Source organism: Aerosticca soli (assembly GCF_003967035.1).
GTDB classification, from domain to species: Bacteria; Pseudomonadota; Gammaproteobacteria; order Xanthomonadales; family Rhodanobacteraceae; genus Aerosticca; species Aerosticca soli.
Genome location: NZ_AP018560.1, coordinates 2,788,840 through 2,811,671, shown reverse-complemented (window position 1 = coordinate 2,811,671; position 22,832 = coordinate 2,788,840). Strand labels below are relative to the sequence as shown.

21 protein-coding genes are annotated in these 22,832 nt (G+C 69.7%); 11 read left to right on the top strand and 10 right to left on the bottom strand.

What is annotated here, in order from left to right; all coding sequences use genetic code 11:
• Positions 1–2,040 carry a transglycosylase SLT domain-containing protein gene (locus ALSL_RS13240; RefSeq protein WP_231700238.1) on the bottom strand — a complete coding sequence of 680 codons (2,040 nt, stop codon included), beginning with the start codon at positions 2,038–2,040 and terminating at the stop codon, positions 1–3.
• A 140-nt stretch (positions 2,041–2,180) separates the two neighbouring features.
• Between ALSL_RS13240 and ALSL_RS13235 the strand changes: the two genes are divergently transcribed.
• Positions 2,181–3,749, top strand: a complete 1,569-nt coding sequence (locus ALSL_RS13235; protein ID WP_126539809.1) for a glycoside hydrolase family 17 protein — start codon at positions 2,181–2,183, stop codon at positions 3,747–3,749.
• Here the strand turns inward: ALSL_RS13235 and ALSL_RS13230 are convergent.
• The 5 genes from ALSL_RS13230 to ALSL_RS13210 form a co-directional block, all read right to left on the bottom strand.
• Positions 3,666–4,052: a hypothetical protein gene (locus tag ALSL_RS13230; RefSeq protein WP_126539807.1), complete on the bottom strand. Its 387-nt coding sequence runs from the start codon at positions 4,050–4,052 to the stop codon at positions 3,666–3,668. The genes ALSL_RS13235 and ALSL_RS13230 overlap by 84 nt on opposite strands.
• Positions 4,049–4,843, bottom strand: a complete 795-nt coding sequence (locus ALSL_RS13225; RefSeq protein WP_126539805.1) for an endonuclease/exonuclease/phosphatase family protein — start codon at positions 4,841–4,843, stop codon at positions 4,049–4,051. Before ALSL_RS13225 ends, ALSL_RS13230 begins: the two co-directional genes overlap by 4 nt.
• 76 nt (positions 4,844–4,919) lie before the next feature.
• Entirely contained in the window at positions 4,920–5,567 is a 648-nt protein-coding gene (locus tag ALSL_RS13220; protein WP_126539803.1) for a thiol:disulfide interchange protein DsbA/DsbL, read from the bottom strand.
• 68 nt (positions 5,568–5,635) lie between these two features.
• The gene (locus tag ALSL_RS13215; RefSeq protein WP_126539801.1) at positions 5,636–6,520 is read right to left on the bottom strand and encodes a thiol:disulfide interchange protein DsbA/DsbL; all 885 of its coding nucleotides are present in this window, start codon (positions 6,518–6,520) and stop codon (positions 5,636–5,638) included.
• Positions 6,521–6,602: 82 nt separating this feature from the next.
• Positions 6,603–7,394 (bottom strand): c-type cytochrome, encoded by a 792-nt coding sequence (locus ALSL_RS13210; protein WP_126539799.1) that lies wholly within the window; start codon positions 7,392–7,394, stop codon positions 6,603–6,605.
• Between the two features lie 102 nt (positions 7,395–7,496).
• Between ALSL_RS13210 and yihA the strand changes: the two genes are divergently transcribed.
• The gene (yihA, locus tag ALSL_RS13205) at positions 7,497–8,126 is read left to right on the top strand and encodes a ribosome biogenesis GTP-binding protein YihA/YsxC (protein WP_126539797.1); all 630 of its coding nucleotides are present in this window, start codon (positions 7,497–7,499) and stop codon (positions 8,124–8,126) included.
• Here the strand turns inward: yihA and ALSL_RS13200 are convergent.
• The gene (locus tag ALSL_RS13200; protein WP_126539795.1) at positions 8,107–8,595 is read right to left on the bottom strand and encodes a GAF domain-containing protein; all 489 of its coding nucleotides are present in this window, start codon (positions 8,593–8,595) and stop codon (positions 8,107–8,109) included. The two genes, yihA and ALSL_RS13200, sit on opposite strands and share 20 nt — an antisense overlap.
• Positions 8,596–8,693: 98 nt before the next feature.
• Between ALSL_RS13200 and ALSL_RS13195 the strand changes: the two genes are divergently transcribed.
• The 3 genes from ALSL_RS13195 to ALSL_RS13185 all read left to right on the top strand — a co-directional run bounded on the left by ALSL_RS13195 (position 8,694) and on the right by ALSL_RS13185 (position 12,449).
• A complete protein-coding gene (locus ALSL_RS13195) occupies positions 8,694–9,038 on the top strand; it encodes a hypothetical protein (protein ID WP_126539793.1) in 345 nt (114 codons plus the stop codon).
• 76 nt (positions 9,039–9,114) lie between these two features.
• Positions 9,115–11,301 (top strand): peptidyl-dipeptidase Dcp, encoded by a 2,187-nt coding sequence (gene dcp / locus ALSL_RS13190; protein WP_126539791.1) that lies wholly within the window; start codon positions 9,115–9,117, stop codon positions 11,299–11,301.
• Between the two features lie 89 nt (positions 11,302–11,390).
• Positions 11,391–12,449 (top strand): STAS-like domain-containing protein, encoded by a 1,059-nt coding sequence (locus tag ALSL_RS13185; protein ID WP_126539789.1) that lies wholly within the window; start codon positions 11,391–11,393, stop codon positions 12,447–12,449.
• 7 nt (positions 12,450–12,456) lie between these two features.
• On the opposite strand, the gene ALSL_RS13180 is transcribed toward ALSL_RS13185, so the two are convergent.
• The 3 genes from ALSL_RS13180 to trxA all read right to left on the bottom strand — a co-directional run bounded on the left by ALSL_RS13180 (position 12,457) and on the right by trxA (position 16,397).
• Entirely contained in the window at positions 12,457–13,824 is a 1,368-nt protein-coding gene (locus tag ALSL_RS13180) for a glutamate--cysteine ligase (RefSeq protein WP_126539787.1), read from the bottom strand.
• A gap of 299 nt (positions 13,825–14,123) precedes the next feature.
• Positions 14,124–15,899 carry a transcription termination factor Rho gene (gene rho / locus ALSL_RS13175; protein WP_126539785.1) on the bottom strand — a complete coding sequence of 592 codons (1,776 nt, stop codon included), beginning with the start codon at positions 15,897–15,899 and terminating at the stop codon, positions 14,124–14,126.
• 171 nt (positions 15,900–16,070) lie between these two features.
• Positions 16,071–16,397 (bottom strand): thioredoxin TrxA, encoded by a 327-nt coding sequence (gene trxA / locus ALSL_RS13170; protein ID WP_126539783.1) that lies wholly within the window; start codon positions 16,395–16,397, stop codon positions 16,071–16,073.
• A 297-nt stretch (positions 16,398–16,694) separates the two neighbouring features.
• Between trxA and ALSL_RS13165 the strand changes: the two genes are divergently transcribed.
• The 6 genes from ALSL_RS13165 to rpoH all read left to right on the top strand — a co-directional run bounded on the left by ALSL_RS13165 (position 16,695) and on the right by rpoH (position 22,768).
• A complete protein-coding gene (locus ALSL_RS13165) occupies positions 16,695–18,329 on the top strand; it encodes a DEAD/DEAH box helicase (RefSeq protein WP_126539781.1) in 1,635 nt (544 codons plus the stop codon).
• A 218-nt stretch (positions 18,330–18,547) separates the two neighbouring features.
• On the top strand, positions 18,548–19,225 hold the full coding sequence (ftsE, locus tag ALSL_RS13160) for a cell division ATP-binding protein FtsE (RefSeq protein ID WP_126539779.1): 678 nt from the start codon (positions 18,548–18,550) through the stop codon (positions 19,223–19,225).
• Complete coding sequence (gene ftsX, locus ALSL_RS13155) at positions 19,222–20,187, top strand: permease-like cell division protein FtsX (RefSeq protein ID WP_126539777.1); 966 nt, start codon at positions 19,222–19,224, stop codon at positions 20,185–20,187. The genes ftsE and ftsX overlap by 4 nt, the downstream gene beginning before the upstream one ends.
• 30 nt (positions 20,188–20,217) lie before the next feature.
• Positions 20,218–21,063 (top strand): response regulator, encoded by an 846-nt coding sequence (locus tag ALSL_RS13150; RefSeq protein ID WP_126539775.1) that lies wholly within the window; start codon positions 20,218–20,220, stop codon positions 21,061–21,063.
• On the top strand, positions 21,056–21,781 hold the full coding sequence (gene ung, locus ALSL_RS13145; protein ID WP_126539773.1) for a uracil-DNA glycosylase: 726 nt from the start codon (positions 21,056–21,058) through the stop codon (positions 21,779–21,781). The genes ALSL_RS13150 and ung overlap by 8 nt, the downstream gene beginning before the upstream one ends.
• A gap of 129 nt (positions 21,782–21,910) precedes the next feature.
• Positions 21,911–22,768: an RNA polymerase sigma factor RpoH gene (gene rpoH, locus ALSL_RS13140; RefSeq protein WP_174928850.1), complete on the top strand. Its 858-nt coding sequence runs from the start codon at positions 21,911–21,913 to the stop codon at positions 22,766–22,768.
• The last annotated feature ends 64 nt before the right edge of the window (positions 22,769–22,832 follow it).

The window sequence follows — 22,832 nt, the reverse complement described above, 5'->3', positions numbered from 1 at the left end:
TCAGCGCGTCTCCAGTTCGGCCGGCGCGGGAGCGGCGGCGCAGCTCACCGGCCGGCGCGTCGCGGCCGGGGCGGCCTGGCCGGGCGGCTGCAGGCGCGCGCTCATGGGCAGCGGCGCGCCATGCAGGCGCCAGTCGTAGATCACGCTGAAGGCCAGCACCCGCGCCACGTACTCGCGCGTCTCGGCATAGGGGATGGTGGCGATGAAGACGTCCGGCGGCAGCGCGCCGCGGGCGTCCAGCCATTGCTGCACCTTGTCCGGACCGGCGTTGTAGGCCGCCGCGGTCAGCCACGGCGCGCCGCCGAAGCGCCCGGCGAGCTCGGCGAGGTAGCGCGTGCCGAGGGCGACGTTCACCGCCGGGTCGTACAGCGAATCGCCGCCCTGCCAGTCCAGCCCGTGCCGCCGCGCGACCTGGGCGGCGGTGGTCGGCAGCAGCTGCATCAGCCCGCGGGCGTCGGCGCCGGAGCGGGCATCGACGGTCCAGGCGCTCTCGGCGCGGGCGATCGCATAGGCGAAGGCCGGCTCGATGCCCGCCTGATCGGCCTGCGCCGGCAGGCCGTCCTCCTCGGCCAGCGGAAAGCGACGGTCGTAGTAGCGCAGCCCCGGACCGTGGCTGAACACGTAGATCGCACGGTCGTACCAGCCCTGGCGGAAGGCCAGCTCGGCGGCGAGCGCGAGCGTGTCCGCGTCGGCACCCTCGAGCGCGCGCGCCCATTCGCGCCGCGCCAGGCGCGGCAGGCCGACGGCGTAGAGTTCGAACGCCCGCACCAGCCCGGGATCGTTCGCCAGCGCCTGCTCGCGGGCCGGATCGTGCGGCGGCTCGAGCGGACACAGCGCGTAGCCCGTGCCCAGCCGGTCGGCGGCGAGAAAGCCGAAATAGCCCGGCTCGGCGGCGAGTGCGGCATACAGCGTCCGGGCCTGCGCTGATTGACCCAGCGCCTCGGCGGCGCGGGCGCGGAAATAGCGCCATTCGGCATCGTCCTGCTGTTCGGCAGGCATCGCCGCGATCGCCGCGAGCACCGCCGGCCAGTCCAGCCGGGCCAGCGCCACGCGTGCCCGCCAGGCGCGGCTGAGCGGTGTCTGCGCCGCGGCCGGCAACGCGGCCAGCCGCTCGAGCGCGCGTTCGTCGAAATCGGTGGCCTGATAGAGCGCGAGCGCATATTCGATCGCGGCGATTTCGGCCGCATCGAAGCGCAGCCGCGGCTGCAGGGCCTGCCAGGCGGCCGCGGCATCGGCCGGCCGCCGCCGCGCCAGCCGCTGCACCGCGAGCGCGGCCGCCTGGCGTTCGCGCGGGGCGTCGGGCCACGTGGCGGCGTCGCGCACGGCGTTGGCCGGATCGCGCAGTGCCAGGGCCAGATGCTGCGCCGCCGGCGCCTGGTCGGCCGGCAGCCAGGCGGCGAGCGCGGCGACGGTGCCGCCCTGGCCCGCGGCAAGCGCGGTGTCGATGCGTGCCCACAGCCGCGTGGTTGTGAGCAGGCCCTGCGCATGGGCGGCGGCGAGCACGTCGTCGCAGGCGTCGGGCAGCGCCGGCTTTTCCCACAGCGCGGCCAGATCGCGGTCGAAATCGAGCGTACCGCCGCGGGCCAGGCGTGCCCTCAGCGCATGGCAGGCGAGCGCATCGCCCAGTCCCGGCCGGTAGAGGGCGAGAAAACCGTCCCAGTCCTGCCGGCGCGCCAGTTCCAGCAGGAAATCGCGGCGCAGGTCGGCGGCCGGAATGGCATCGGGATAGCGACGCAGGTAATCCTCCACCCGCGCGCGGTCGAGCTGGCGCAGATCGTGGCTGAGCGCGGCCGCCTCCAGGTATGGATAGAGCGGATAGCCGGCCAGCTGCGCATCCCAGGCGCGCCAGCCCTCGCCGCCCTGCTGGGCCGCGGCCCAGGCTTGGCGAAACGCCTCGCGCTGTGCGGCCGTCGCCGCGTCGGCGGCCTGCGCGACACCCGTGAGCAGCACCAGGCCAAGGCCGAGGACGAGACGCAGGGGCCATCGGATCTTCGCGGCGGGCGATGGGCGTAGGGCAAGACGGGCGGACTGGAGGGACACGGGTCGAATCGACTTGGCGGATGAAGGCGGGCGAGGGCGGCCGACAAGCTTGCCGCAAAGCGCCTGAGCGCGTGGTTAAGCGGTGCCAGGCCACCCGCCTGCTAAGCTCACGCGCCCGTTCCGCGCCCTCGAAACGCCGCATGCCTGCCGCCCCGTTTCCGTTGCGTTCCCCTTGGCCGGCCCGCGGCCTGCTCGCGCTGCTGGTCGTGCTGGGCGCGCTGTGGTGGTGGCAGCTGGGCCGGCCGGTCGCGCTGCCGGATGCGCCCTCCGGACGCATCGCCTGTGTGTCCTACGCGCCGTTCCGGCTGCCCGGCGAGACGCCCTACGATCCGCACGCCTTCGTGAGCCCGGCGCGCATCGACGCCGACCTGCGCGTGCTCTCGCAGCGTTTCGATTGCGTGCGTACCTATTCGCAGGCCTACGGGCTCGACGCCGTGCCCGCCATCGCCGCGCGTCACGGCATGCGCGTGCTGATGGGCATCTGGCTCGGGCGCCGGGCGGACGAGAACGCCGCCGAGATCGCCCGCGGCATCGCCACCGCGCGGGCCCATCCCGAGGCGCTGCGCGGGGTGATCGTCGGCAACGAGGTGCTGCTGCGCGGGGAGCTCGCCCCCGAAACGCTGGCCGGCTACGTGCGCCAGGTCCGCGCCGCGCTGCCTGCCGGCGTGCCGGTGACCTACGCCGACGTCTGGGAGGACTGGCTGCGCTATCCGCAGATGGCCGAGGCGGTGGACTACCTCACCATCCACATCCTGCCCTACTGGGAGGACGAGCCGGTGGCGCCGTCACGCGCGGTCGGTCACGTGGCGGAGGTGTATGCACGCATGCGCCGGGCCTTCCCCGGCCGCACGGTGATGATCGGCGAGACCGGCTGGCCGAGCGCGGGCCGCGCCAGGCGCGCGGCGCGACCCAGCCTGGTCAACGAGGCGCGCTACCTGCGCAGCTTCCTCACCTATGCGGCCACCGTCGACATGCCCTACAACGTGATCGAGACCTTCGACCAGCCGTGGAAACGCGCCCAGGAGGGCACCGTGGGCGGCTATTGGGGGCTGTATGACGTGCAGGCGCGGCCCAAGTTCCCGATGACCGGGCCGGTCACCGAGGAGCCGCGCTGGTGGCTGGCCTGGCTCGCCGCCGCGGCGGGGGCGGGGCTGTTCCTGGGGATCGGCGGCCGGCGCGGCGACCGCGCGGTGCTGGCGCTGGCCGGCGCGGGCACCTTGCTCGCCCTGGCCTGGCAGCTGCGGCAGATGAGCTATGCCTGCCGCAACGGGCTGGAATGGACGCTGGCCGGCGGCGGTTGCCTGCTCGCCCTCATCGCCGCCTGGGGGCTGGCGCGCGCGCTGGCCGAGCAGGTGACCGGCCGGCCGCCGCGGCCGCTGCCCGCGCTCTGGTACACCGCCGCGCTGTTCGCCCTGGCCTGGTTCGACCTGCTGCTTGCCGCCGACGGCCGTTATCGGGATTTCCCGCTGGGCGCCTTCATGCCGGTGGCGGTGGGATACGCCCTGCTCGCCGGCCACGGCGCGCGACGCGCAGCGCTGCCGGAGCAGCGTCTGCTGGCCGCCGCGGGCGTGTTGTTCGCCGCGCTGGTGGTGGCGCAGGAGCGCGGTCAGGATCCGGTGACCTGGCTATGGCTGGGCCTCAACCTGGCCCTCGCGCTGCCGCTGGTCCTGGGCGGCCGCGCGCACCAGCAGCACGCAGCCGAGCAATAGCGCCAGCGCGCCGGCTTCCGCACAGTAGAGTTCGAGCGCGAAGACGCCGAGCGCCGCGGCGAGCCAGGCCAGCCAGGGACGGCGGCGCCACAGGGCGAGTGCGGCGGCGAGAAGGGCGGCGTAACCGTAGCCGTAGTCCAGGAAACCCCGCACCACCCAGCCGCGCAGCAGGCAGTCCGGCGTGGCCGGCGCGGCCTCGCAGCGGTGCGCGATCGCGCTGGGTTCGATCCAGCCGTAGCGCAGCCAGGCGGTGCCGATCGCCACCAGCGCGAGCAGCAGCCAGGGCCGCAGGCGCCGGCTCATGACGAGGCCTGCGGCGCGGCAGGCAGCAGCCCGGCCGGCACGCTGATTTCGGCGGCCAGCGGCAGATGGTCGGAAAACGCCTGCGGCAGGGTCCAGCTGCGCTCGATCTCAAGCGCCGGCGAAACGAGGATGTGGTCCAGCGCGCGGCGCGGCTTCCAGCTGGGGAAGGTCGGCACCGGCTGGGCCGGCGGCACCAGCGGGCTGTGCCGGAAGAGGATCTGCATCTCGCGGCTGCCCGGGTCGGTGTTGAGGTCGCCCATCAGCACGGCATGCGGGTAGTCGCTCAGCACTTCGGCGATGAATTGCAGCTGCCTGGCGCGCGCCGGGGCGCTCAGCGAGAGGTGGGCGATCATCACCGCCAGCGCCGTCTTGTCCGCGCCGTAGCGCACCAGCAGCGCGCCGCGGCCGGGAATGCGGCTGGGCAGCGGGTAGTCGTGCACGGCGTGCGGCGGCAGCCGGCTGATGAGCCCGTTGGCCGAATGCGCCAGCCGTGCCATCGGCCGGTTCGGCTGGTGGCTCCAGAACGGCAGCCCCGCGGCCTCGGCGAGGTAACGGGTCTGGTTGAGGAAACCCGAGCGCAGGCTGCCGGCGTCGGCCTCCTGCAGGCCGATCACGTCGAACTGCGGCAGCACCTCGGCCAGGCGGTCGAGGTTGTCGAGCTTGCTGCGCCCGGGCAATACCGCCTGCACGCTGCGGGTCACGTATTCGTGATAGCGCTGCACGCTGGCGCCGGCGAGGATGTTGCAGCTCAGCAGGCGCAGGCGTTGGCGGGCGGCGGCAGGGGCGTTCATGGCGTGGCGACGGCGATCGGGTAGCCAGACGTAAGGATCGCGACCGGCCGGGACAAGCCCCTCCGGCGCCGGCCGCTCAGTGCCCGGCCAGCTCGCGTTGGGCCAGCCACTGGGCGAGCGCGGCGAGCTGGTCGAGCGTCCTCACCTGGGCGCTGCGGTACTTGCCGTCGACCACGATGGTCGGCGTCGAGTCCACCTGCCAGTGCTGGATCAGCTCGAAATCGCGCTTGATCTGCGCGGTGACCTCGTCGGAATTGGCGATGCGCAGGAACGTCGCGCGATCGACGCCGTGACGGGCATAGAAATCGGCCAGCTCGTCCAGCGTACCGATCGGATAGTGCTGCTCGAATTTCTCCGCGAACAAGGCCAGGTGGGTCTGTTCGAGCACGCCCAGCCGGCGCGCCGCGTAGTAGGCGCGGGCGTAGGGCACCCATTCCTCGCTGAACGGCGCCGGCACCAGCTTGAACACCACACCCTTGGGCAAGGCGTGGCGGAGACGCTCGGCGATCGGCGCGAAGTGGGCGCAATGGATGCAGCCGTAGGAGAACACCTCCACCACCTCGACCTTGCCCTCGTCGCTGTAGCGGCGATGAGGCGCCGGCAGGGTGACGTATTCCTTGCCCTCGATATAGGGCGCGGCGGCCGGCGTATCGGCGGCGCTGCAGGCGCTGGTGAGGGTGATCAGGCCGACGAGCAGGAACAACAATCGAACGGGGCGAGGCATGCCGGACACTCCATCGGATGAGGCGCTCTTTGCAAAGAGCCGCGGTAGAACCTTCGCCAGACGCCGCTTTAGCGGCCGGACGCTTCCCGGGCGACCAGCCACTGGGCCAGCGCGATGCTCTGCTCGGCACCGACCGCCATCGGCGAGAAACGGTACTTGCCGTCGATCACGATGGTCGGCGTGCCTTCCACGCCATAGGCTTTCACCAGCTCATCGGCGCGTTTCATCTTGGTGTTGATCGCAAACGAATGAGCCACCGCGACGAATTCCTTCGGGTCGACGCCAAGGCGGGCGTAGACCTTGGCCGCATCCTCGATGGTCGGCAGCTCGGACTGTGGCAGGAGGCCGTCGCCGCTCGGCTTGTAAGCGGTCAGCTCGCGGGTCTTCCACACCGCGTCGTACATGGCGTCCATGCCCTTGTCGTCGGGCACGCCGAGCGCCTGCGCGGTGAGATAGGCGCGCTGCAGCATCGGCCAGTTCTCCTGCGGGATGAACGAGGCCGGCAGATAGACCATCACCGCGCCGGACGGCAGGGACTTGGCCAGACGCGCGGCGGTCAGGTGATAGGCATTGCAGGCGGGGCAGCCGAACGAGAACACCTCGACCACCTCGATCTTGTCGGTGCCGGTGACCTTGGGCTGTTGCGGCTCGATGCGAAAATAATCGCGACCCTCGACCCAGCGGCCCTCGTCCGCGGCATTCGCCGCGGGCGTGCTGGCGGCGCTGGCCGGCGCACTCGTGGCCGCCGCCGGGGCGGACGCGACCGGCGCGGCCGAGGCGCTGCCGGCCGGCGTGCCACTCGAGGCGGCGGCCGGCGTCGGCGCCGTGGTGGCCGGCGCGGTGGCGGTGGAGGCCGCCGGTGCGCGCTGTTCGCCGGCCGCACGGTCTTCCTGTCCGCCGCAGCCGACCAGGGCGATCAGCAGGGTGCACAGCACCGGCAGGCGCTTGAACATGGCTCGACCTCGAAATGCGTTAAGGAATGTCTGGCAAAAAACCGGCCGCACCGCGCAACGGCAGCGCGGTCCGGTCCAGGGCTCACCGTGCCGCGGGTTGCGCGGCGTCGGCCGGATGCAGGCCCTCGATGTAGCTAGCCACCGCGGCGATGTCCGCCTCGGAAAGCTTCTTGGCGATGGTCGGCATGATCTGCGCGAGCGCGTCGTCGCTCCAGGTCACGCCGTCGTGCCAATCCTTGAGCTTGGCCTGCACGTACTGCGCGTGCTGGCTGGTGAGCTGCGGATACTTGGCGCCGGGATTGCCGCGTCCGGCGATGCCATGGCAGGCCATGCAGGCGGGCACGCCGAGTTCGGGGTCGCCCTCGCGGAACAGCTGCTGGCCGCGTTCGACCAGCGCGGCATCGGCCACGCCGGGCAGCGACTGCTTGCTGGCGAAATAGGCGCCGATGTCGTGCATGTCCTGCTCGGACAGCGGCGTGGCCATGCCCAGCATGATCGGGTTCTGCCGCTTGTTGGCCTTGAAGTTGGTCAGCTGGCGGACGATGTAGTCCTCGTGCTGGCCGGCGAGCTTGGGATACTGCGGATCGCTGGAATTGCCGTCCATGCCGTGACAGGCGCCGCAGGCGGCGGCCTTGCCCTGCCCGGCGGCGGCGTCGCCGGGTTTGCCGGGCGCGGCGGCCGCGGTGGCGTTGCCCGCGGGTGCCGGCTCGCTCGCCGGCTGGCCGGCCGTCTGCGTGCTCGAGCCGCTGGCGGGCGTGGCTTCCTGCCCGGGCTTGGCGGTGTCCTGCGCGGCCAGCGGGCCTTGCCAGGCGAAAATCAGGGCGGCGACGACGCCGAGGGCGACAGACCGGAAACCGGCGCGCGAAAAGCTCATACACTTGTCTCCGAGAATAAGGTCTTTCGATGCGCCACCGGCCGCACCGGCGGGAAACCGCCGAATTATCCCCGTGCCGCCCGACCCAGGTCAAACCATGCCATGCCTCACCGCCTAGAGCTCGCACGCTTCGTGCTGGCCGCCCACCGCCTTGCCCAGCTGCCGCCCGACGCGGGCGCCGAGGTGGCCTTCGCCGGCCGCTCGAACGCGGGCAAGTCCAGCGCGCTCAATGCGCTCACCGGGCGCCGGGGGCTGGCGCGCACCTCGCGCACGCCGGGGCGTACCCAGCAGATGGTGGTGTTCGAGCTGCCGGATGCGGCCGGTGCGGGCGCGCGCCTCGTCGACCTGCCCGGTTATGGCTATGCCAGCGTGCCGGTCGCGCTGCGCGAGCACTGGCGGCGCGAGATCGACGCCTATCTGCGCCGCCGCCGCAGCCTGCGCGGCGTGGTGCTGCTCATCGACATCCGTCATCCGCTCAAGGACTTCGACCGCACCATGCTGGCCTTCTGCGCCGCCGCCGGCCTGCCCTGCCACGTGCTGCTGACCAAGGCCGACAAGCTCTCGCGCAGCCAGGCCGCGCAGGCGCTTGCGGCGCTGCGGCGGCAGTTCGCGGCGGATGGCTTCACGGCGCATCCGCAGGTGTTTTCCGCGCACACCGGCGAAGGCGTGGCGGAGGCGCGCCAGGCGGTGCTCGCGCTGCTCGGCGACGACGCTAGCCCACCTGCGCCATGAACACCGCGCACAGGGCTTCCATGCCGGCGCGGTCGTCCTCGTCGAAGCGCGCCACGCGCGGGCTGTCCACGTCCCACACGCCGAGCAGCGAGCCGTCGGCGCGCACCAGCGGCACCACGATTTCCGACTGCGAGGCGGCGTCGCAGGCGATGTGGCCGGGGAAGGCGTGGACGTCGCGCACCAACTGGGTTTGGCGGGTCTGCGCCGCGGTGCCGCACACGCCGCGGCCGAGCGCGATGCGCACGCAGGCCGGCTTGCCCTGGAACGGCCCGACCACCAGCTCGCGACCGTCGTAGAAGTAAAAGCCCGCCCAGTTGAGGTCGGGCAACGCGTGGTAGACCAGCGCGCTGAAATTGGCCGCGTTGGCGATGAGATCGGGCTCGCCGGCCAACAGGCCGCGGGCCTGCTGGACCAGTGCGGCATAGGCGGCGGGTTTGTCCGCCACCGGCAGGGGTGTGCTCTGGAACATGGGGGCATCGACACGGAACGGGACGCGTATTATGCGCGCCTGATCCGCGTCGGCCGCGCCGGCGCCGCGCCATTTCGCCCATTTCCCGGAGGCATGCCATGCGCAATCGCTACTTCATCACCATCGACGACCTGCGCCACGCGCGCGGCCCGATACCCGCGCTTTCCTTCGACGGAGTGGGGCCGGGGGAGCTCGCCGCCGCCGTAGAGGAGGCGCTGCGCACACCCGCGCTGTTTGAGCGCTGGCGCGCGCTGCAGCCCGACCCCGATGCCGTCGACGAGGCGCTGGGCGCGACCGATCCGCAGGCCGAGGTCAAGGCCCAGGTGGTCGATCTGCATATCGAAATGGAGGTGACCACGCAGCTGCCGATGCAGGTGCTCAGGCACCGGCTCAACCTTCTGATCGGTACCCGCTGGCGCTTGCACGACCTGCGCCCGGCATGACCTTCGGCAGGGCTTTGCGGACCGGCCAGGACCGGTAAAGTCCCGTCATCCGTTTCGTCCGTAGCGAGGAAATCCCATGCAACTGCGCACGCTCGCGCTTGCCATCGCCGCCGTCCTTGCCGTCGCCGCCCTGCCCGCCGCCCAGGGGGCGCCGGCACCCGCGCAGGCGGCAGCGACCGCCGCATCCACCGCCATGACCGCCGACAATCCCTTCGCCCACGAGAGCACGCTGCCGTTCCAGGCGCCGCCGTTCGACCGCATCAAGGACACCGACTACCAGCCCGCGCTGGAGGAAGGCATGCGCCAGCAATTGGCCGAGGTGCGCGCGATCGCCGACGATCCGGCGCCGCCTACCTTCGACAACACGCTGGTGCCGCTGGAAAAGTCCGGCGCGCTGCTCAAGCGCGTGATGCTGGCCTTCGATGCCGTCACCGGCGCCAACACCAACGACGCGCTGCAGAAGGTGCAGGAAATCGAGGCGCCCAGGCTCGCCGCACATCAGGATGCGATCTATCTCGACGCCAAGCTGTTCGCGCGCATCGAGGCGATCTACCAGCAGCGCGACCGCCTTGCGCTCGACCCCGAATCGCGGCGCCTGCTCGAGGTCACCTATCGCGACTTCGTGCACAACGGCGCCAAGCTGTCGGCGGCCGACCAGGCCAGGCTGAAGGCGCTCAATCAGCAGGAATCCACGCTGAGCACGCAGTTCACCAACAAGCTGCTCGCCGCGACCCGCAACGGCGCGCTGGTGGTGGACGACGAACGCAAGCTCGCCGGGCTCTCCGCCGCCGATCGCGCCGCCGCCGCGCAGGCGGCCAAGGAGCGCGGCCTTGACGGCAAGTGGGTGTTGACGCTGCAGAACACCACCCAGCAGCCGGCGCTTGCCGACCTTGCCGATCGCACCACCCGCGAGGCGCTGTTCAAGGCCTCGTGGAACCGCGCCGAGCAGGGTGACGCCAACGATACCCGCGCCACCATCGAGGAGCTGGCCAGGATCCGCGCCGAACGCGCCAAGCTGCTCGGCTTTGCCAGCTACGCGGCGTGGAAGCTCGACGACCAGATGGCCAAAACGCCGGCCAACGCGCTCGGCTTCATGCAGCGTCTGGCGCCGGCGGCGACGGCGCGGGCACGCCGCGAGGCGGCCGACATCCAGGCGCTGATCGACCGCCAGCACGGCGGCTTCAAGCTCGCCGCCTGGGACTGGCAGCACTATGCCGAGCAGGTGCGCAAGGCCAAGTACGATCTGGACGAAAGCCAGATCAAACCCTACTTCGAGCTCGACAACGTGCTCGAGAACGGCGTGTTCTACGCCGCCAATCAGCTCTACGGGCTCACCTTCAAGGAGCGCAAGGACATCCCCGTCTGGCATCCGGACATGCGCGTGTTCGAGGTGTTCGACAAGGACGGCCGTTCGCTCGCGCTGTTCTATGTCGACTACTTCAAGCGCGACAACAAGAACGGCGGTGCCTGGATGAGCAACCTGGTCGAGCAGTCGCACCTGCTCGGCACCCGGCCGGTGGTCTACAACGTCGCCAATTTCCCCAAGCCGGCGCCGGGCGAGCCGGCGCTGCTGTCGTTCGACGACGTGATCACCATGTTCCACGAGTTCGGCCACGCCCTGCACGGCATCTTCGCCGACGCGCGCTATCCCAGCCTCTCCGGCGCCAACACCGCGCGCGATTTCGTCGAGTTTCCCTCGCAGTTCAACGAACACTGGGCCACCGACCCGGCGATCTTCGCCCACTACGCGAAGCACTACCGCACCGGTGCGCCGATGCCGGACGCGCTGGTGGCCAAGATCAAGCAGGCCAAGACCTTCAACAAGGGCTACGACATGACCGAGCTGGTCGCCGCCGCCCTGCTCGACATGGAATGGCACAGCCTGCCCGCCTCGGCCGGCAAGCAGGACGCCGATGCCTTCGAGCTCGCCGCGCTGAAGAAGGACGGCGTGGACCTGCCCTACGTGCCGCCGCGCTACCGTTCGAGCTATTTCCAGCACATCTGGGGCAACGGCTATGCCGCCGGCTACTACGCCTACCTGTGGACGCAGATGCTGGCCGACGACGCCTTCGCGTGGTTCGAGGAGCACGGCGGCCTCACCCGCGCCAACGGCGACCGCTTCCGCGCCATGATCCTCTCGCGCGGCAATACGGTGGAACTGGAAAAACTCTACGAGGACTGGCGCGGCCGCAAGCCGGACATCGAGCCGATGCTGGAAAACCGCGGGCTCAAAGCGGCGGTACCCGGGACGCATGACCGCTGATGCCCGAGAGCCGGCGCAAACCGGCTCTTTATTTTTAAATGCCGTAAGAATAACTAGTAAATATGGAAGAATAGTTTTAGAATCAGGACATGGCTCGTCCCAGTCGTTCCCATGAAATCGATGCTGCCTTGCTTCAGGCGGTCGCCATGCACCCGCGCGATCTGGTCGGCATGGTGGCGGCGCAACTTGGTTTGTCGAGTGCACGGGTCAGCATCCAGGTCCGCAGGCTTGTGGCGGACGGCTATCTGCAAAAGCAGGGGACGACGCGCCCCATCTACACGCTGGGCCGCAATCGCCGGTTCCAGCAGCGTTACCCGCGGGCAGGGCTGGCCGAGGACATCCTCTGGTCGGGCCAATTGTCACCGTTGCTGCGTGACGTACCGCGCAATGTCCTGGACATTGCGCACCATGGCGCAACGGAAATGATCAACAACGCCATCGAACATTCCGAAGCCATGCACGTGGAAGTGCGCATGGATCTGCGAGACGGGCGCCTGTCGCTGGCGATCGCCGATGATGGAATCGGCATCTTCCGCAAGGTCGCGCGTGCGCTCGAGCTGCCGGACGAGCGACTGGCACTGTTGGAACTGTCCAAGGGCAAATTCACCACGGACCCGAAAAATCATTCGGGCGAAGGGGTGTTTTTCACTTCGCGCATGTTCGACCGCTTCCGGATCGCATCCGGGGGGCTGGTGTTCTCACACGACGAAGAACAGGACGAGGATGTACTGTTCGACGTCGACGACATGTCGCGCAAGGGCACCGTTGTCTTCATGGAAATATCCACGGCATCCACGCGGACCACCAAGCAGGTGTTCGATGAATACTCCAGTGGACCGGACGAGTACACCTTTGCGAAGACCGTGGTTCCGGTCCGTTTGGCCCAGGTGGGCGATGAAAACCTGATCTCGCGTTCACAGGCCAAGCGCCTGATGCAACGGGTGGACAGGTTCCGCCACGTGATGCTCGACTTCAGTGGCATCAACGCCATAGGGCAGGCGTTCGCGGACGAAATATTCCGCGTGTTCGCCCAGGCGCATCCGGAGGTCGAGCTGGTGCCGGTCCATGCCGTGCCGGAAGTGCAGCAGATGATCCGCCGTGCCGAGGTGGCGCGCGATCGTGACGGTGGGCAACGGCCCTTGCTCTGAGGCGCGCTCAGTACGCGAACTCGCGGAACACCGGATCGACGCTGCCCTGCCAGGGGCCGTGGAAGCGTTCGAGCTTGTCCTCGGCCGGCGTCTTGCCGGTCTCGACGATCTCGAGGAGTGGGGCGAGGAAGATGCGCTCGTCCTCGCCGCGGGCGTTGCGGCGGGCGCGGCGTTCGAGGCCGTGGGCGGCGATCTTCAGCGCCTCGCGGGTAAGGTCGCGCACGCTGCCGCCGCGGAAGGGCAGCTTGAGCGCATGTTTCGGCACGCCGTCGCGCAGCGCATGGCGCTCCTCGCGGGTGAAGTCGCGCACCAGGCGCCACGCCGCATCGAGCGCATCATCGTCGTAGAGCAGGCCGACCCACAGCGCGGGCAGCGCGCACAGCCGCTTCCAGGGGCCGCCGTCGGCGCCGCGCATTTCCAGGTATTGCTTGAGACGCACCTCGGGGAAGGCGGTGGTGAGATGGTCGGCCCAGTCTTTCAGCGTGGCGCGCACGCCCGGCAGGGCCGGCAGCTCGCCTTTCAGGAAGCGCTTGAAGTCCTGGCCGGCCAGATCGACGTAGCGGCCGTTCTGCTCGCTGAAGTACATCGGCACGTCGAGCATGTAGTCGACGTAGCGTTCGTAGCCGAAGTCGTCCTCGAAGACGAAGTCGAGCATCCCGGTACGGTCGGGGTCGGTGTCCTCCCACACGTGGGAGCGGTACGACAGATAGCCGTTTGGACGGCCATCCGTGAACGGCGAATCGGCGAACAGCGCGGTGGCGACCGGCTGCAGGGCGAGGCTGGTGCGGAACTTCTTCACCATGTCCGCCTCGCTGTCGAAGTCGAGGTTGACCTGCACCGTGCAGGTGCGCGTCATCATGTCCAGGCCGAGCTTGCCGACCTTGGGCATGTACCTGCGCATGATCTCGTAGCGACCCTTGGGCATCCACGGCATGTCCTCGCGGCGCCATTTGGGCTGGAAGCCCATGCCCAGGAAGCCCAGGCCCATGCCCTCGGCGATCGAGCGCACTTCCTCGAGGTGCTCGTTCACCTCGCGACAGGTCTGGTGGATGGTTTCCAGCGGTGCGCCGGAGAGTTCGAGCTGGCCGGCCGGTTCCAGCGTGATGTTGGCCTGGCCGCGAGTCAGCGCCACGGGCGTGTCGCCTTCGCGCGCAATCTGCCAGCCATAGCGTGCGGCCAGTCGTTCCAGCAGCGCGCGGATGCCGCGCTCGCCCTCGAACGGCGGCGGGCGCAGGTCGTCGGTGCGGAAGCCGAACTTCTCGTGCTCGGTGCCGATACGCCAGGCCTCGCGCGGCTTCTCGCCCGCGGCGAGGTAGTCGACGAGCTGCTGCCGGCTTTCGATCGGCGTGTTTTTCACCGTACTGGCGATGGACATGAGGGGCCTTGAGGTCGGGCGAAGCGGCGGTAATGGGTACGGCGAACCCCGCGCCAAGGGACGCGGGCGAAAAATTGTACCCAAGGGTTCAGTGACGCGTATGCGCCACGCGGGCCAGGCCGTTCAATGCCCTTGGCGCCGGGCAGCCGAGGCGCCGGACCCAAGGGCCGGGCCGGTGGGCCTTTGCCGCGTCGAAGGCCGCGCCGCGCGAAAGCCGATGTGCGTCGATCACCACCGGCACATCCGAAAAAGCCGGCGCGGGGCCGGCCTTTCCGGATGCCTTGCGCACTTGTCGCGGCTCAGCGCTTCATCGAATTGAAGAACTCGTCGTTGGTCTTGGTGTTCTTCATCTTTTCCAGCATGAACTCCATCGCCGCCAGCTCGTCCATCGGGTGCAGCAGCTTGCGCAGGATCCAGATCTTGGCGAGCAGGTCCGGGTCGATCAGCAGATCCTCGCGGCGGGTGCCGGAGCGGTTGATGTCGATGGCCGGATACACGCGCTTCTCGGCGATGCGGCGGGACAGGTGCACCTCCATGTTGCCGGTGCCCTTGAACTCCTCGTAGATCACCTCGTCCATCTTGCTGCCGGTGTCGATCAGCGCGGTGGCGATGATGGTCAGCGAGCCGCCTTCCTCGACGTTGCGTGCGGCGCCGAAGAAGCGCTTGGGCCGCTGCAGCGCGTTGGCGTCCACGCCGCCGGTGAGCACCTTGCCCGAGCTCGGCACCACGGTGTTGTAGGCACGCGCCAGGCGGGTGATCGAGTCGAGCAGGATGACCACGTCCTTCTTGTGCTCGACCAGGCGCTTGGCGCGCTCGATCACCATCTCGGCGACCTGCACGTGGCGCGCGGCCGGCTCGTCGAAGGTGGAGGAAATCACCTCGGCGCGCACGGTACGGGCGATCTCGGTGACCTCCTCCGGCCGCTCGTCGACCAGCAGGATGATGAGGTGCACGTCCGGATGGTTGTACTGGATGGCCTGCGCGATGTTCTGCAGCATCATCGTCTTGCCGGACTTGGGCTGCGAGACGATCAGTCCGCGCTGGCCGCGCCCGATCGGCGCCATCAGGTCCAGGATGCGGCCGGTGATGTCCTCGGTGGAACCGTTGCCGCGTTCGAGGTGGAACGCCTTGCGCGGGAACAGCGGCGTCAGGTTCTCGAACAGCATCTTGTTCTTCGACGCCTCGGGCGGATCGCCGTTGATGTCGTCGACCTTGAGCAGCGCGAAGTAGCGCTCGCCTTCCTTCGGATGGCGCACGCGACCGGTGATGTAGTCGCCGGTGCGCAGGTTGAAGCGGCGGATCTGGCTGGGCGAGACGTAGATGTCGTCGGGGCCGGCGAGGTAGGACTCGTCGGCCGAGCGCAGGAAGCCGAAGCCGTCCTGCAGGATCTCCAGCACGCCCTCGGCCCAGATGCCGCCGCCGGAGCGCGCATGGGCCTTCAGGATGTTGAAGATCACGTCCTGGCGGCGCTGGCGGGCGACGCCTTCGCGCAGACCCAGCGATTCGGCGAAGGCGAGCAGTTCGGGCGCCTTCATCCGCTTGAGTTCGGTGAGATTGATCAGCCGGTCGCTGCTGCCGATGTCGGCGTTCTCGTCGTCGTCCATCGGATAGCCGTGCGGATTGGGCCGCGGCGCGTTGCCGCCGCCACCCTGCCCGCGTTGTTGCTGGTTGCGTTCGTGGCGGCGCCGGCGGCGGCTTTCGCGATCGTTGCGACGCTCGTAGTTCTGGCCGCCTTGTCCGTTGCCCGGATTGCCCTGGGCCTGCGCCGCCGGCTGTCCTGCCGACGGGGCGGCGGACGAGGCGCCTTCGCCGGGTGCGCTGGCGGCCACCGGCATCGGCGCGGACGTTTCGCGCTCGGCGGCGTGCGTGGCCTGCGCGGCGGCGGGTTCGGACGGCGATGGCGCGACCGGCGCCGGCGGCGCGGCCGTTTCGGTTTGGGCCGACGCGGCGGGCTGCTCGGCCGGCCTGTCGGCACCGGCCGAACGACGGCTGCGCGGACGCGGCGCGGGTTCGGCCACGGGCTTGGTGTCGACGCGCGCGGCGTCGTGGGTTTCCTGACTTTCGGTATCGGACACGGGCAGACCTCTCGAGGCGCCGTTATTGAGCCAAAGGATGGGATGGAGGGGGCGAGCGTCGCGCCTGTCTGCGCTCAATGGGGACCGGGCGTCCCGACGGCTGCCGGCGGCGAATCTAGCATCCGCCGCGCGGCGGCGTAAAGCGCGGCGCGGCGGGCTTTGCCGAGGGTGTCAAAGGGTCTTGTCGATGAGCTGGGTGAGCTGGCCCTTGCCGACGGCGCCGATCTGGGTCGCCTCGACCTTGCCGTTCTTGAACAGCATCAGCGTGGGGATGCCGCGCACGCCGTAGTCACGCGGCGTCTTGGGGTTGTGGTCGATGTTGATCTTGGCGATGCGCAGCTTGCCTTCGTACTGCTTGGCAAGGTCGTCGAGGATCGGCGCGATGGCCTTGCAGGGACCACACCATTCGGCCCAGAAATCGACCAGCACGGGGGTTTCCGATTCGAGCACTTCCGCTCGGAAGGCATCGTCGCTGACATGGGTAATCAATTCACTCACCGATGACTCTCCACTCGGGTGGTTGACGCTTGAAGGGGGTTTAAGGGCGACTCGTGAGCCGGCTTGGGCTACACTCAGGCGTCCGCAGCGTAGGCAGTGCACGCACCGGCAGGTCGATCATGCCGCGGCTTGGCAAGTGTAACTGAAGGCGCGCGGCGGACGTTTCAAGGCGCTTGGCACCGACGCGCGGCATGTCCCTTATCCCATGCCGGCGCCGCCGCCGCGCTCCATTCCACAGCCCGCGTGCCCGGCACGCCGGTCGGCCGCATCGCCTGCGGCCCCATGCCATCCGACCCAATGTCCCAGACCGTACTCACCGATACCTATTTCCGCCAGTTCGACCTTCACCCCTCCCTGCAGCAGGGACTCGACGAAGCCGGTTTCGTCCGCTGCACGCCGATCCAGGCGCTGACGCTGCCAGTCGCCCTCGCCGGCCGCGACGTCGCCGGCCAGGCGCAGACCGGCACCGGCAAGACCTGCGCCTTCCTGGTTGCGCTGATGAACCGCCTGCTCACCCGGCCCGCCGCGCCCGACCGCAAGGACGGCGATCCGCGCGCGCTGGTGATCGCGCCGACCCGCGAGCTGGCGATCCAGATCGACAAGGACGCGCGCAGCATCGGCCGCCACACCGGCCTCAAGATCGCGCTGATCTACGGCGGCGTCGACTACGACAAGCAGCGCCAGCAGCTGCGCGAGGGCTGCGACATCGTCATCGCCACGCCGGGCCGGCTGCTGGACTACTACAAGCAGCACGTGTTCGGCCTCGACAGCGTCGAGGTGATGGTGGTCGACGAGGCCGACCGCATGTTCGACCTCGGCTTCATCAAGGACGTGCGCTACATCTTCCGCCGGCTGCCGCCGCGCGAGCGCCGCCAGGTGCTGCTGTTCTCGGCCACGCTCAGCCACCGCGTGCTGGAGCTCGCCTACGAGCACATGCACGAGGCCGAGAAGCTGGTGGTGGAGACCGACAACGTCACCGCCGACCGGGTGCGCCAGCGGGTCTATTTCCCGGCCAAGGAAGAGAAGCTGCCGCTGCTGCTCAACCTGATCGAACGCGAACGGCCGGCGCGCAGCATCGTCTTCGTCAACACCAAGATGGCCGCCGAGCGTGTCACCGAGCGGCTGAAGAAGCAGGGCCACCGCGTCGGCGCGCTGTCCGGCGACGTGCCGCAGCTCAAGCGCCAGAAGCTGCTGCAGCGTTTCCAGGACGGCCAGCTCGACATCCTGGTCTGCACCGACGTCGCCGCGCGTGGCCTGCACATCCCGGCGGTCAGCCACGTGTTCAACTACGACCTGCCGCAGGATGCCGAGGACTACGTGCATCGCATCGGCCGCACCGCGCGGCTGGGCGCCGAGGGCGACGCGATCAGCTTCGCCTGCGATCTCTACGCCATGAGCCTGCCGGAGATCGAGGCCTACATCGGGCAGAAGATCCCGGTGGCGACGATCGAACCCGAGCTGTTGGTGATGCCGAAGCCGCGCGAGATGGATGCCGCGTTCGCCGCCGACACGGCCGCCGACAGCGCGGCCTTCGGCGACAAGGTGGCGCCACGCACGCCGGCGGGCCGGCCCGGGCCGCGTCCGCGGCCTCGCAAGAACATCGCCGATGCGCCGCGCCCGACGCCGGCCACGGCCGAGACGGCGGCGCCCGCACCGGCGCCCGCACCGGCGGGCGAGGACGGACCCGCGCGCAAGCGTCGTCGGCGCGGCGGGCGCGGCCGTCGGCGTCCGGAAGCGGAGACCCCCGCGGTCCAGGCCGCCCAGGGTCCGGCCAGGCCGGCCCGCGAGGAGCGGCGTCCGCCTCCGGCCGAACCGGCCGCGGCCAAGCCCGCGCAACGTCCGTCGCGCCAAGTGGCGGCGACCGCGCCGAGGCCTGCGGCCAAGAAGCCGGGGTTCTTCCGGCGGCTGGCCCGGCTCTTCACCGGGCGCTGAACGGCGCCACGCGCATCGCTTATCCTTGAAAAAAGTAAGGCGGCGGCGACGCGGCTAGATACCCGCGTTGCGCTCCATGGATCCTAAGGGGTTGTCGTCCTTGAGGATCCATGCCGGGGCACCTGCCCCAGATTTCAGGAGACGCTGAATCCATCAGCGCCGCCTTGGGTTCCGTGGGCAGCGGCTTGCGCCACGGATGAAACCGGGAGAGGGCCGCGGTGATCCGTTTCGAGCAAGTCAGCAAACGCTATCCGGGCGGACACGAGGCGCTCGTGCAGCTTTCCTTCGAGCTGGCCGATGGCGAGATGGCCTTCGTCACCGGCCACTCCGGCGCCGGCAAGAGCACCCTGCTCAAGCTGATCGCCCTGCTGGAGCGGCCCTCGCAAGGCGAGATCGTGATCGACGGGCAACGCTTGTCCCGGCTTCACCGCCGCAACATTCCCAAGCTGCGCCGCGGCATCGGCATGGTGTTCCAGGACCATCACCTGCTGATGGACCGCAGCGTGTACGCCAACGTCGAGTTGCCGCTCTTGATCGGCGCGGTGCCGCCGGCCGAGCGCGCGCGGCGGGTGCGTGCGGCGCTGGAGAAGGTCGGCCTGCTCGACTATGAACGCCAACTGCCGGGTTCGCTCTCGGCCGGCGAGCAGCAGCGGGTCGGCATCGCCCGCGCCATCGTCGCCCGCCCGGCGCTGCTGATCGCCGACGAGCCGACCGGCAACCTCGATCCGCAGCTCGCCGTCGAGATCATGCAGCTGTTCGCCGAATTCCAGGACGTGGGCACCACCGTACTCATCGCCAGCCACGACCTGCCGCTGATCAAGCGCATGAAGCGGCGCGTGGTGGTGCTCGACCACGGCCGGCTGATCGCCGACGTCGCCGCTGCGGAGGTGCAATGAACACGCCATCGGCCGCCGAACCCACGCGCACCGCCACGGCGCGGCCGCGGCGCTTCGCCGCCTGGCGCGAGCACCATCGCTGGAGTGCCGTCGCCAGCCTGCGCCATCTGCTGCGCCGGCCGCTGGGCACCCTGCTCACGGTCACCGTGATGGGACTCGCGCTGGCGCTGCCCTTGCTGTTCTATCTGTTGCTCGACAACCTCGATGGTCTTGGGCGCGGCCTCGAGCGCAACCCGGCGCTCAACGTGTTCCTCGAGGCGGGCCAGGGCAACGCGCAGGCCGAGGCCTTGGCGCGCAGCTGGCGCGAACGCGCGGACGTGCAGGCGGTGACCGTCAAGACGCCGCAGCAGGGCCTGGACGAACTGGCCGCGCAGCAGGGCTTTTCCGGCGTCCTGCACGCGCTGGACGAACACAACCCGCTGCCCTATGTGCTCGAGGTGACGCCCCGCCAGGACCTGGACGCGGTCGCCGTGGCGCATCTGGCCGAGCAGCTGCGCGGCGAGCACGGCGTGGCGCAGGTGCAGGACGGCACGCTCTGGCGCCAGCGGCTGGATGCGCTGCTGGCGCTGGGTCGGCGCCTGACCGCCGTGCTCGCGCTGTGGCTGACGCTGGCCGCCGTGCTGATCGTGGCCAACAGCATCCGCATGGACATCGCCGGCCGCCGCGAGGAGATCCGTGTCCTGCAGCTGCTCGGCGCGAGTCCGGGTTTCGTGCGCCGGCCCTACCTGTACGCCGGCGCCTGGTACGGCGGCCTGGCCGGCGTGCTCGCCGCGCTGCTGGTGGCGGCGGTGGAGGCGGCGCTGGCCGAACCGGCCGCGCGGCTCGCGCTGGCTTATGGCGGCCGATTGCAGCTGCACGGCCTGCCGCCCTGGCTGCTGCTCGCGGTGCCGCCCGCCGCGGCGCTGCTCGGCTGGCTGGGTGCGCGCGGCGTCTGCGCCTGGCAGTTGCGCCGCAGTCGATGAGCCATTGCGAACGGCCAAAGTGACTCCGCCATGAAGACATCCATCGGCCGACGCGATGTGAGCGATGCCCCGCGGGTGCTGGTCGTCGATGGCTCGCGGGTGGTGCGCGAGCTGATCGCGCGGGTATTGCGCGAGACCCTGCCCCGGGCCGAGGTGGTCGGTTGCGCCAGCGGCGCGGAGGCGCAGCGGCAGCTCGCCGCGGGCGTATTCGACTTCATCACCGTGGCGCTGCGCCTGCCCGACATGGATGGTCTGGAGCTGGCCCGCCACGTCCGTGCGTCGGCAGCGCAAGCCTACGTGCCCATCGTGGTGATCTCCGGCGACGTGGACGAGCGCCTGCAACGCCGCACCCTGGGCGAAGACGTCACCGACTATTTCGACAAGTCGCTCGGCTTCGGCGCGCTGGCCGAATTCATCCGCGGCTACGTGCATCCGCCGGCAACCGGCAGCGGCGAGGTGCTCTATGTCGAGGACAGCAAGGTGGTGGCGCTCACCATCCGGCGCATGCTGGAGCGCGCGGGGTTGACGGTCCGTCACGTGGCGAGCGCCGAGGATGCGCTGGCGCTCCTGGAAACCGAGGCGGCGCGCGGCCGCATCGGCGCCGACCTGGTGCTTACCGACGTCAGCCTGAAAGGGCAGCTCACCGGCGGCGACCTGCTTCAGCGCATCCGCAACGGTTTCGGCTACGGCAAGGGAACGCTGCCGGTGCTGGTGATGACGGGCGACGAGAACCTCGCCAACCAGGCCGCCCTGCTCAAGGCCGGCGCCAACGATCTCGTGGTCAAGCCGGTGGAGGAACGTTTGCTGATCACCAAGCTCCTGTTCCAGCTGCGCGTGGGCCGTCACCTGCGCGAACGCACCGCCGCGCATGGCTGACGCGGCCGACCGGGTCCGCCTGGAGCCCTCCTGGAAGGCGCGTCTCGGCGATTATCTCGAGCGGCCGGACATGCGCGCCCTGGCCGACTTCCTGCGCGCGGAAAAACGCGCCGGCAAGGTGATCTATCCGCCGGGGCCGGACATCTTCGCCGCCTTCGACCACACCCCCTTCGACGCCGTGCGGGTGGTGATCCTCGGCCAGGACCCCTACCACGGCCCCGGTCAGGCGCACGGCCTGTGCTTTTCGGTGCGTCCGGGCGTGCCGGTGCCGCCTTCGCTCGTCAACATCTTCAAGGAGATCGAGCGCGACCTCGGCATCGCGCCGCCCGACCACGGCTGCCTGATTCCCTGGGCCGACCGCGGCGTGCTGCTCCTCAATGCCGTGCTCACCGTCGAGCAAGGCAAGCCCGGCTCGCACCAGGGCAAGGGCTGGGAAGGGTTCACCGATGCCGCCATTGAGGCGCTCGTGCGCGAGCGCGAGGGGCTGGTCTTCATGCTGTGGGGCGCCTATGCGCAGCAGAAAGGCCGGCTGGTCGATCCGCGCCGCCATCTCGTGCTGAAGGCGCCGCACCCCTCGCCGCTCTCGGCCCATCGCGGGTTCTTCGGATGCGGGCATTTTTCCAAGGCCAACCGCTACCTCGCGGAGCGCGGCCTGGAGCCGGTCGACTGGTCGCTGCCGCCCTACCGGGAACTCGTGCGGCATTTTCACGTCGGATGAATCCTGCCGCGGGCATCATGTCCACCGCCGGTGAACCCGGTTTCTGCCAGCCCCACATTGAACTTTTGGCCTTTTTAGCACTCTCAAGTACAGATTGCTAAAGTGCATCCTGTTTTGGGGAGGTCCCACATGTCACAAGCCTTGATGAGCGCCAGCTGGCCCATTCCCAGCGTCGTCGGCAGCCTGGATTCCTACATCGCCGCCGTGCATCGCATTCCGGTGCTCAGCCAGGAGGAGGAGCAGGCCCTGTCGCGCCGCTACCATCAGGAGAACGATCTGGAGGCCGCGCGCAAGCTGGTCATGGCGCATCTGCGCTTTGTCGTCCACGTTGCCCGCGGCTATGCCGGCTACGGGCTGCCGATGGCCGACCTGATCCAGGAAGGCAACATCGGCCTGATGAAGGCGGTCAAACGTTTCGACCCGGACCAGGGCGTGCGCCTGGTCAGCTTCGCCGTGCACTGGATCCGCGCGGAGATGCACGAGTTCATCCTGCGCAACTGGCGCATCGTCAAGGTGGCCACCACCAAGGCGCAGCGCAAGCTGTTCTTCAACCTGCGCAAGAACAAGAAGCGCCTGGGTTGGATGAATGCCGAGGAAGTCCGCCTGATCGCCCAGGATCTGGGCGTGCCGGAGGCGACCGTGCGCGAGATGGAATCGCGCCTGGCCGGCCGCGACATCGGCTTCGATGCGCCGGCCGATGCCGACGAGGACGCCAAGCCGGCGCCGGAGGCCTTCCTGATCGACGAAGGCGCCGATCCGTACGAGAACGTGGCCGAGGCCGACCAGGCCGACAACCAGCTCGAAGCGCTCTCGGGCGCGCTCGAGAAGCTTGATGAGCGTTCGCGCGACATCATCCAGCGGCGCTGGCTGAACGAGGACAAGGCGACGCTGCAGGATCTGGCCAACGAATACGGCGTTTCCGCCGAGCGCATCCGCCAGGTCGAGGCCAACGCGATGAAGAAGATGCGCGCCGCGATCGCGGCCTGACGAGGCCGTGCGCCGGCTCCCGCCGCAGCAGGATTCGACGGCCCCGCACGGGGCCGTCGTCGTG

Excerpts from the sequence above, each read along its gene's own strand:
- ALSL_RS13235 (WP_126539809.1), top strand. The coding sequence starts at position 2,181 with ATGCCTGCCGCCCCGTTTCCGTTGCGTTCCCCTTGGCCGGCCCGCGGC.
- ALSL_RS13230 (WP_126539807.1), bottom strand. The coding sequence starts at position 4,052 with ATGAGCCGGCGCCTGCGGCCCTGGCTGCTGCTCGCGCTGGTGGCGATC.
- ALSL_RS13225 (WP_126539805.1), bottom strand. The coding sequence starts at position 4,843 with ATGAACGCCCCTGCCGCCGCCCGCCAACGCCTGCGCCTGCTGAGCTGC.
- ALSL_RS13220 (WP_126539803.1), bottom strand. The coding sequence starts at position 5,567 with ATGCCTCGCCCCGTTCGATTGTTGTTCCTGCTCGTCGGCCTGATCACC.
- ALSL_RS13215 (WP_126539801.1), bottom strand. The coding sequence starts at position 6,520 with ATGTTCAAGCGCCTGCCGGTGCTGTGCACCCTGCTGATCGCCCTGGTC.
- ALSL_RS13210 (WP_126539799.1), bottom strand. The coding sequence starts at position 7,394 with ATGAGCTTTTCGCGCGCCGGTTTCCGGTCTGTCGCCCTCGGCGTCGTC.
- yihA (WP_126539797.1), top strand. The coding sequence starts at position 7,497 with ATGCCTCACCGCCTAGAGCTCGCACGCTTCGTGCTGGCCGCCCACCGC.
- ALSL_RS13200 (WP_126539795.1), bottom strand. The coding sequence starts at position 8,595 with ATGTTCCAGAGCACACCCCTGCCGGTGGCGGACAAACCCGCCGCCTAT.
- ALSL_RS13195 (WP_126539793.1), top strand. The coding sequence starts at position 8,694 with ATGCGCAATCGCTACTTCATCACCATCGACGACCTGCGCCACGCGCGC.
- dcp (WP_126539791.1), top strand. The coding sequence starts at position 9,115 with ATGCAACTGCGCACGCTCGCGCTTGCCATCGCCGCCGTCCTTGCCGTC.
- ALSL_RS13185 (WP_126539789.1), top strand. The coding sequence starts at position 11,391 with ATGGCTCGTCCCAGTCGTTCCCATGAAATCGATGCTGCCTTGCTTCAG.
- ALSL_RS13180 (WP_126539787.1), bottom strand. The coding sequence starts at position 13,824 with ATGTCCATCGCCAGTACGGTGAAAAACACGCCGATCGAAAGCCGGCAG.
- ALSL_RS13165 (WP_126539781.1), top strand. The coding sequence starts at position 16,695 with ATGTCCCAGACCGTACTCACCGATACCTATTTCCGCCAGTTCGACCTT.
- ftsX (WP_126539777.1), top strand. The coding sequence starts at position 19,222 with ATGAACACGCCATCGGCCGCCGAACCCACGCGCACCGCCACGGCGCGG.
- ALSL_RS13150 (WP_126539775.1), top strand. The coding sequence starts at position 20,218 with ATGAAGACATCCATCGGCCGACGCGATGTGAGCGATGCCCCGCGGGTG.
- ung (WP_126539773.1), top strand. The coding sequence starts at position 21,056 with ATGGCTGACGCGGCCGACCGGGTCCGCCTGGAGCCCTCCTGGAAGGCG.
- rpoH (WP_174928850.1), top strand. The coding sequence starts at position 21,911 with ATGTCACAAGCCTTGATGAGCGCCAGCTGGCCCATTCCCAGCGTCGTC.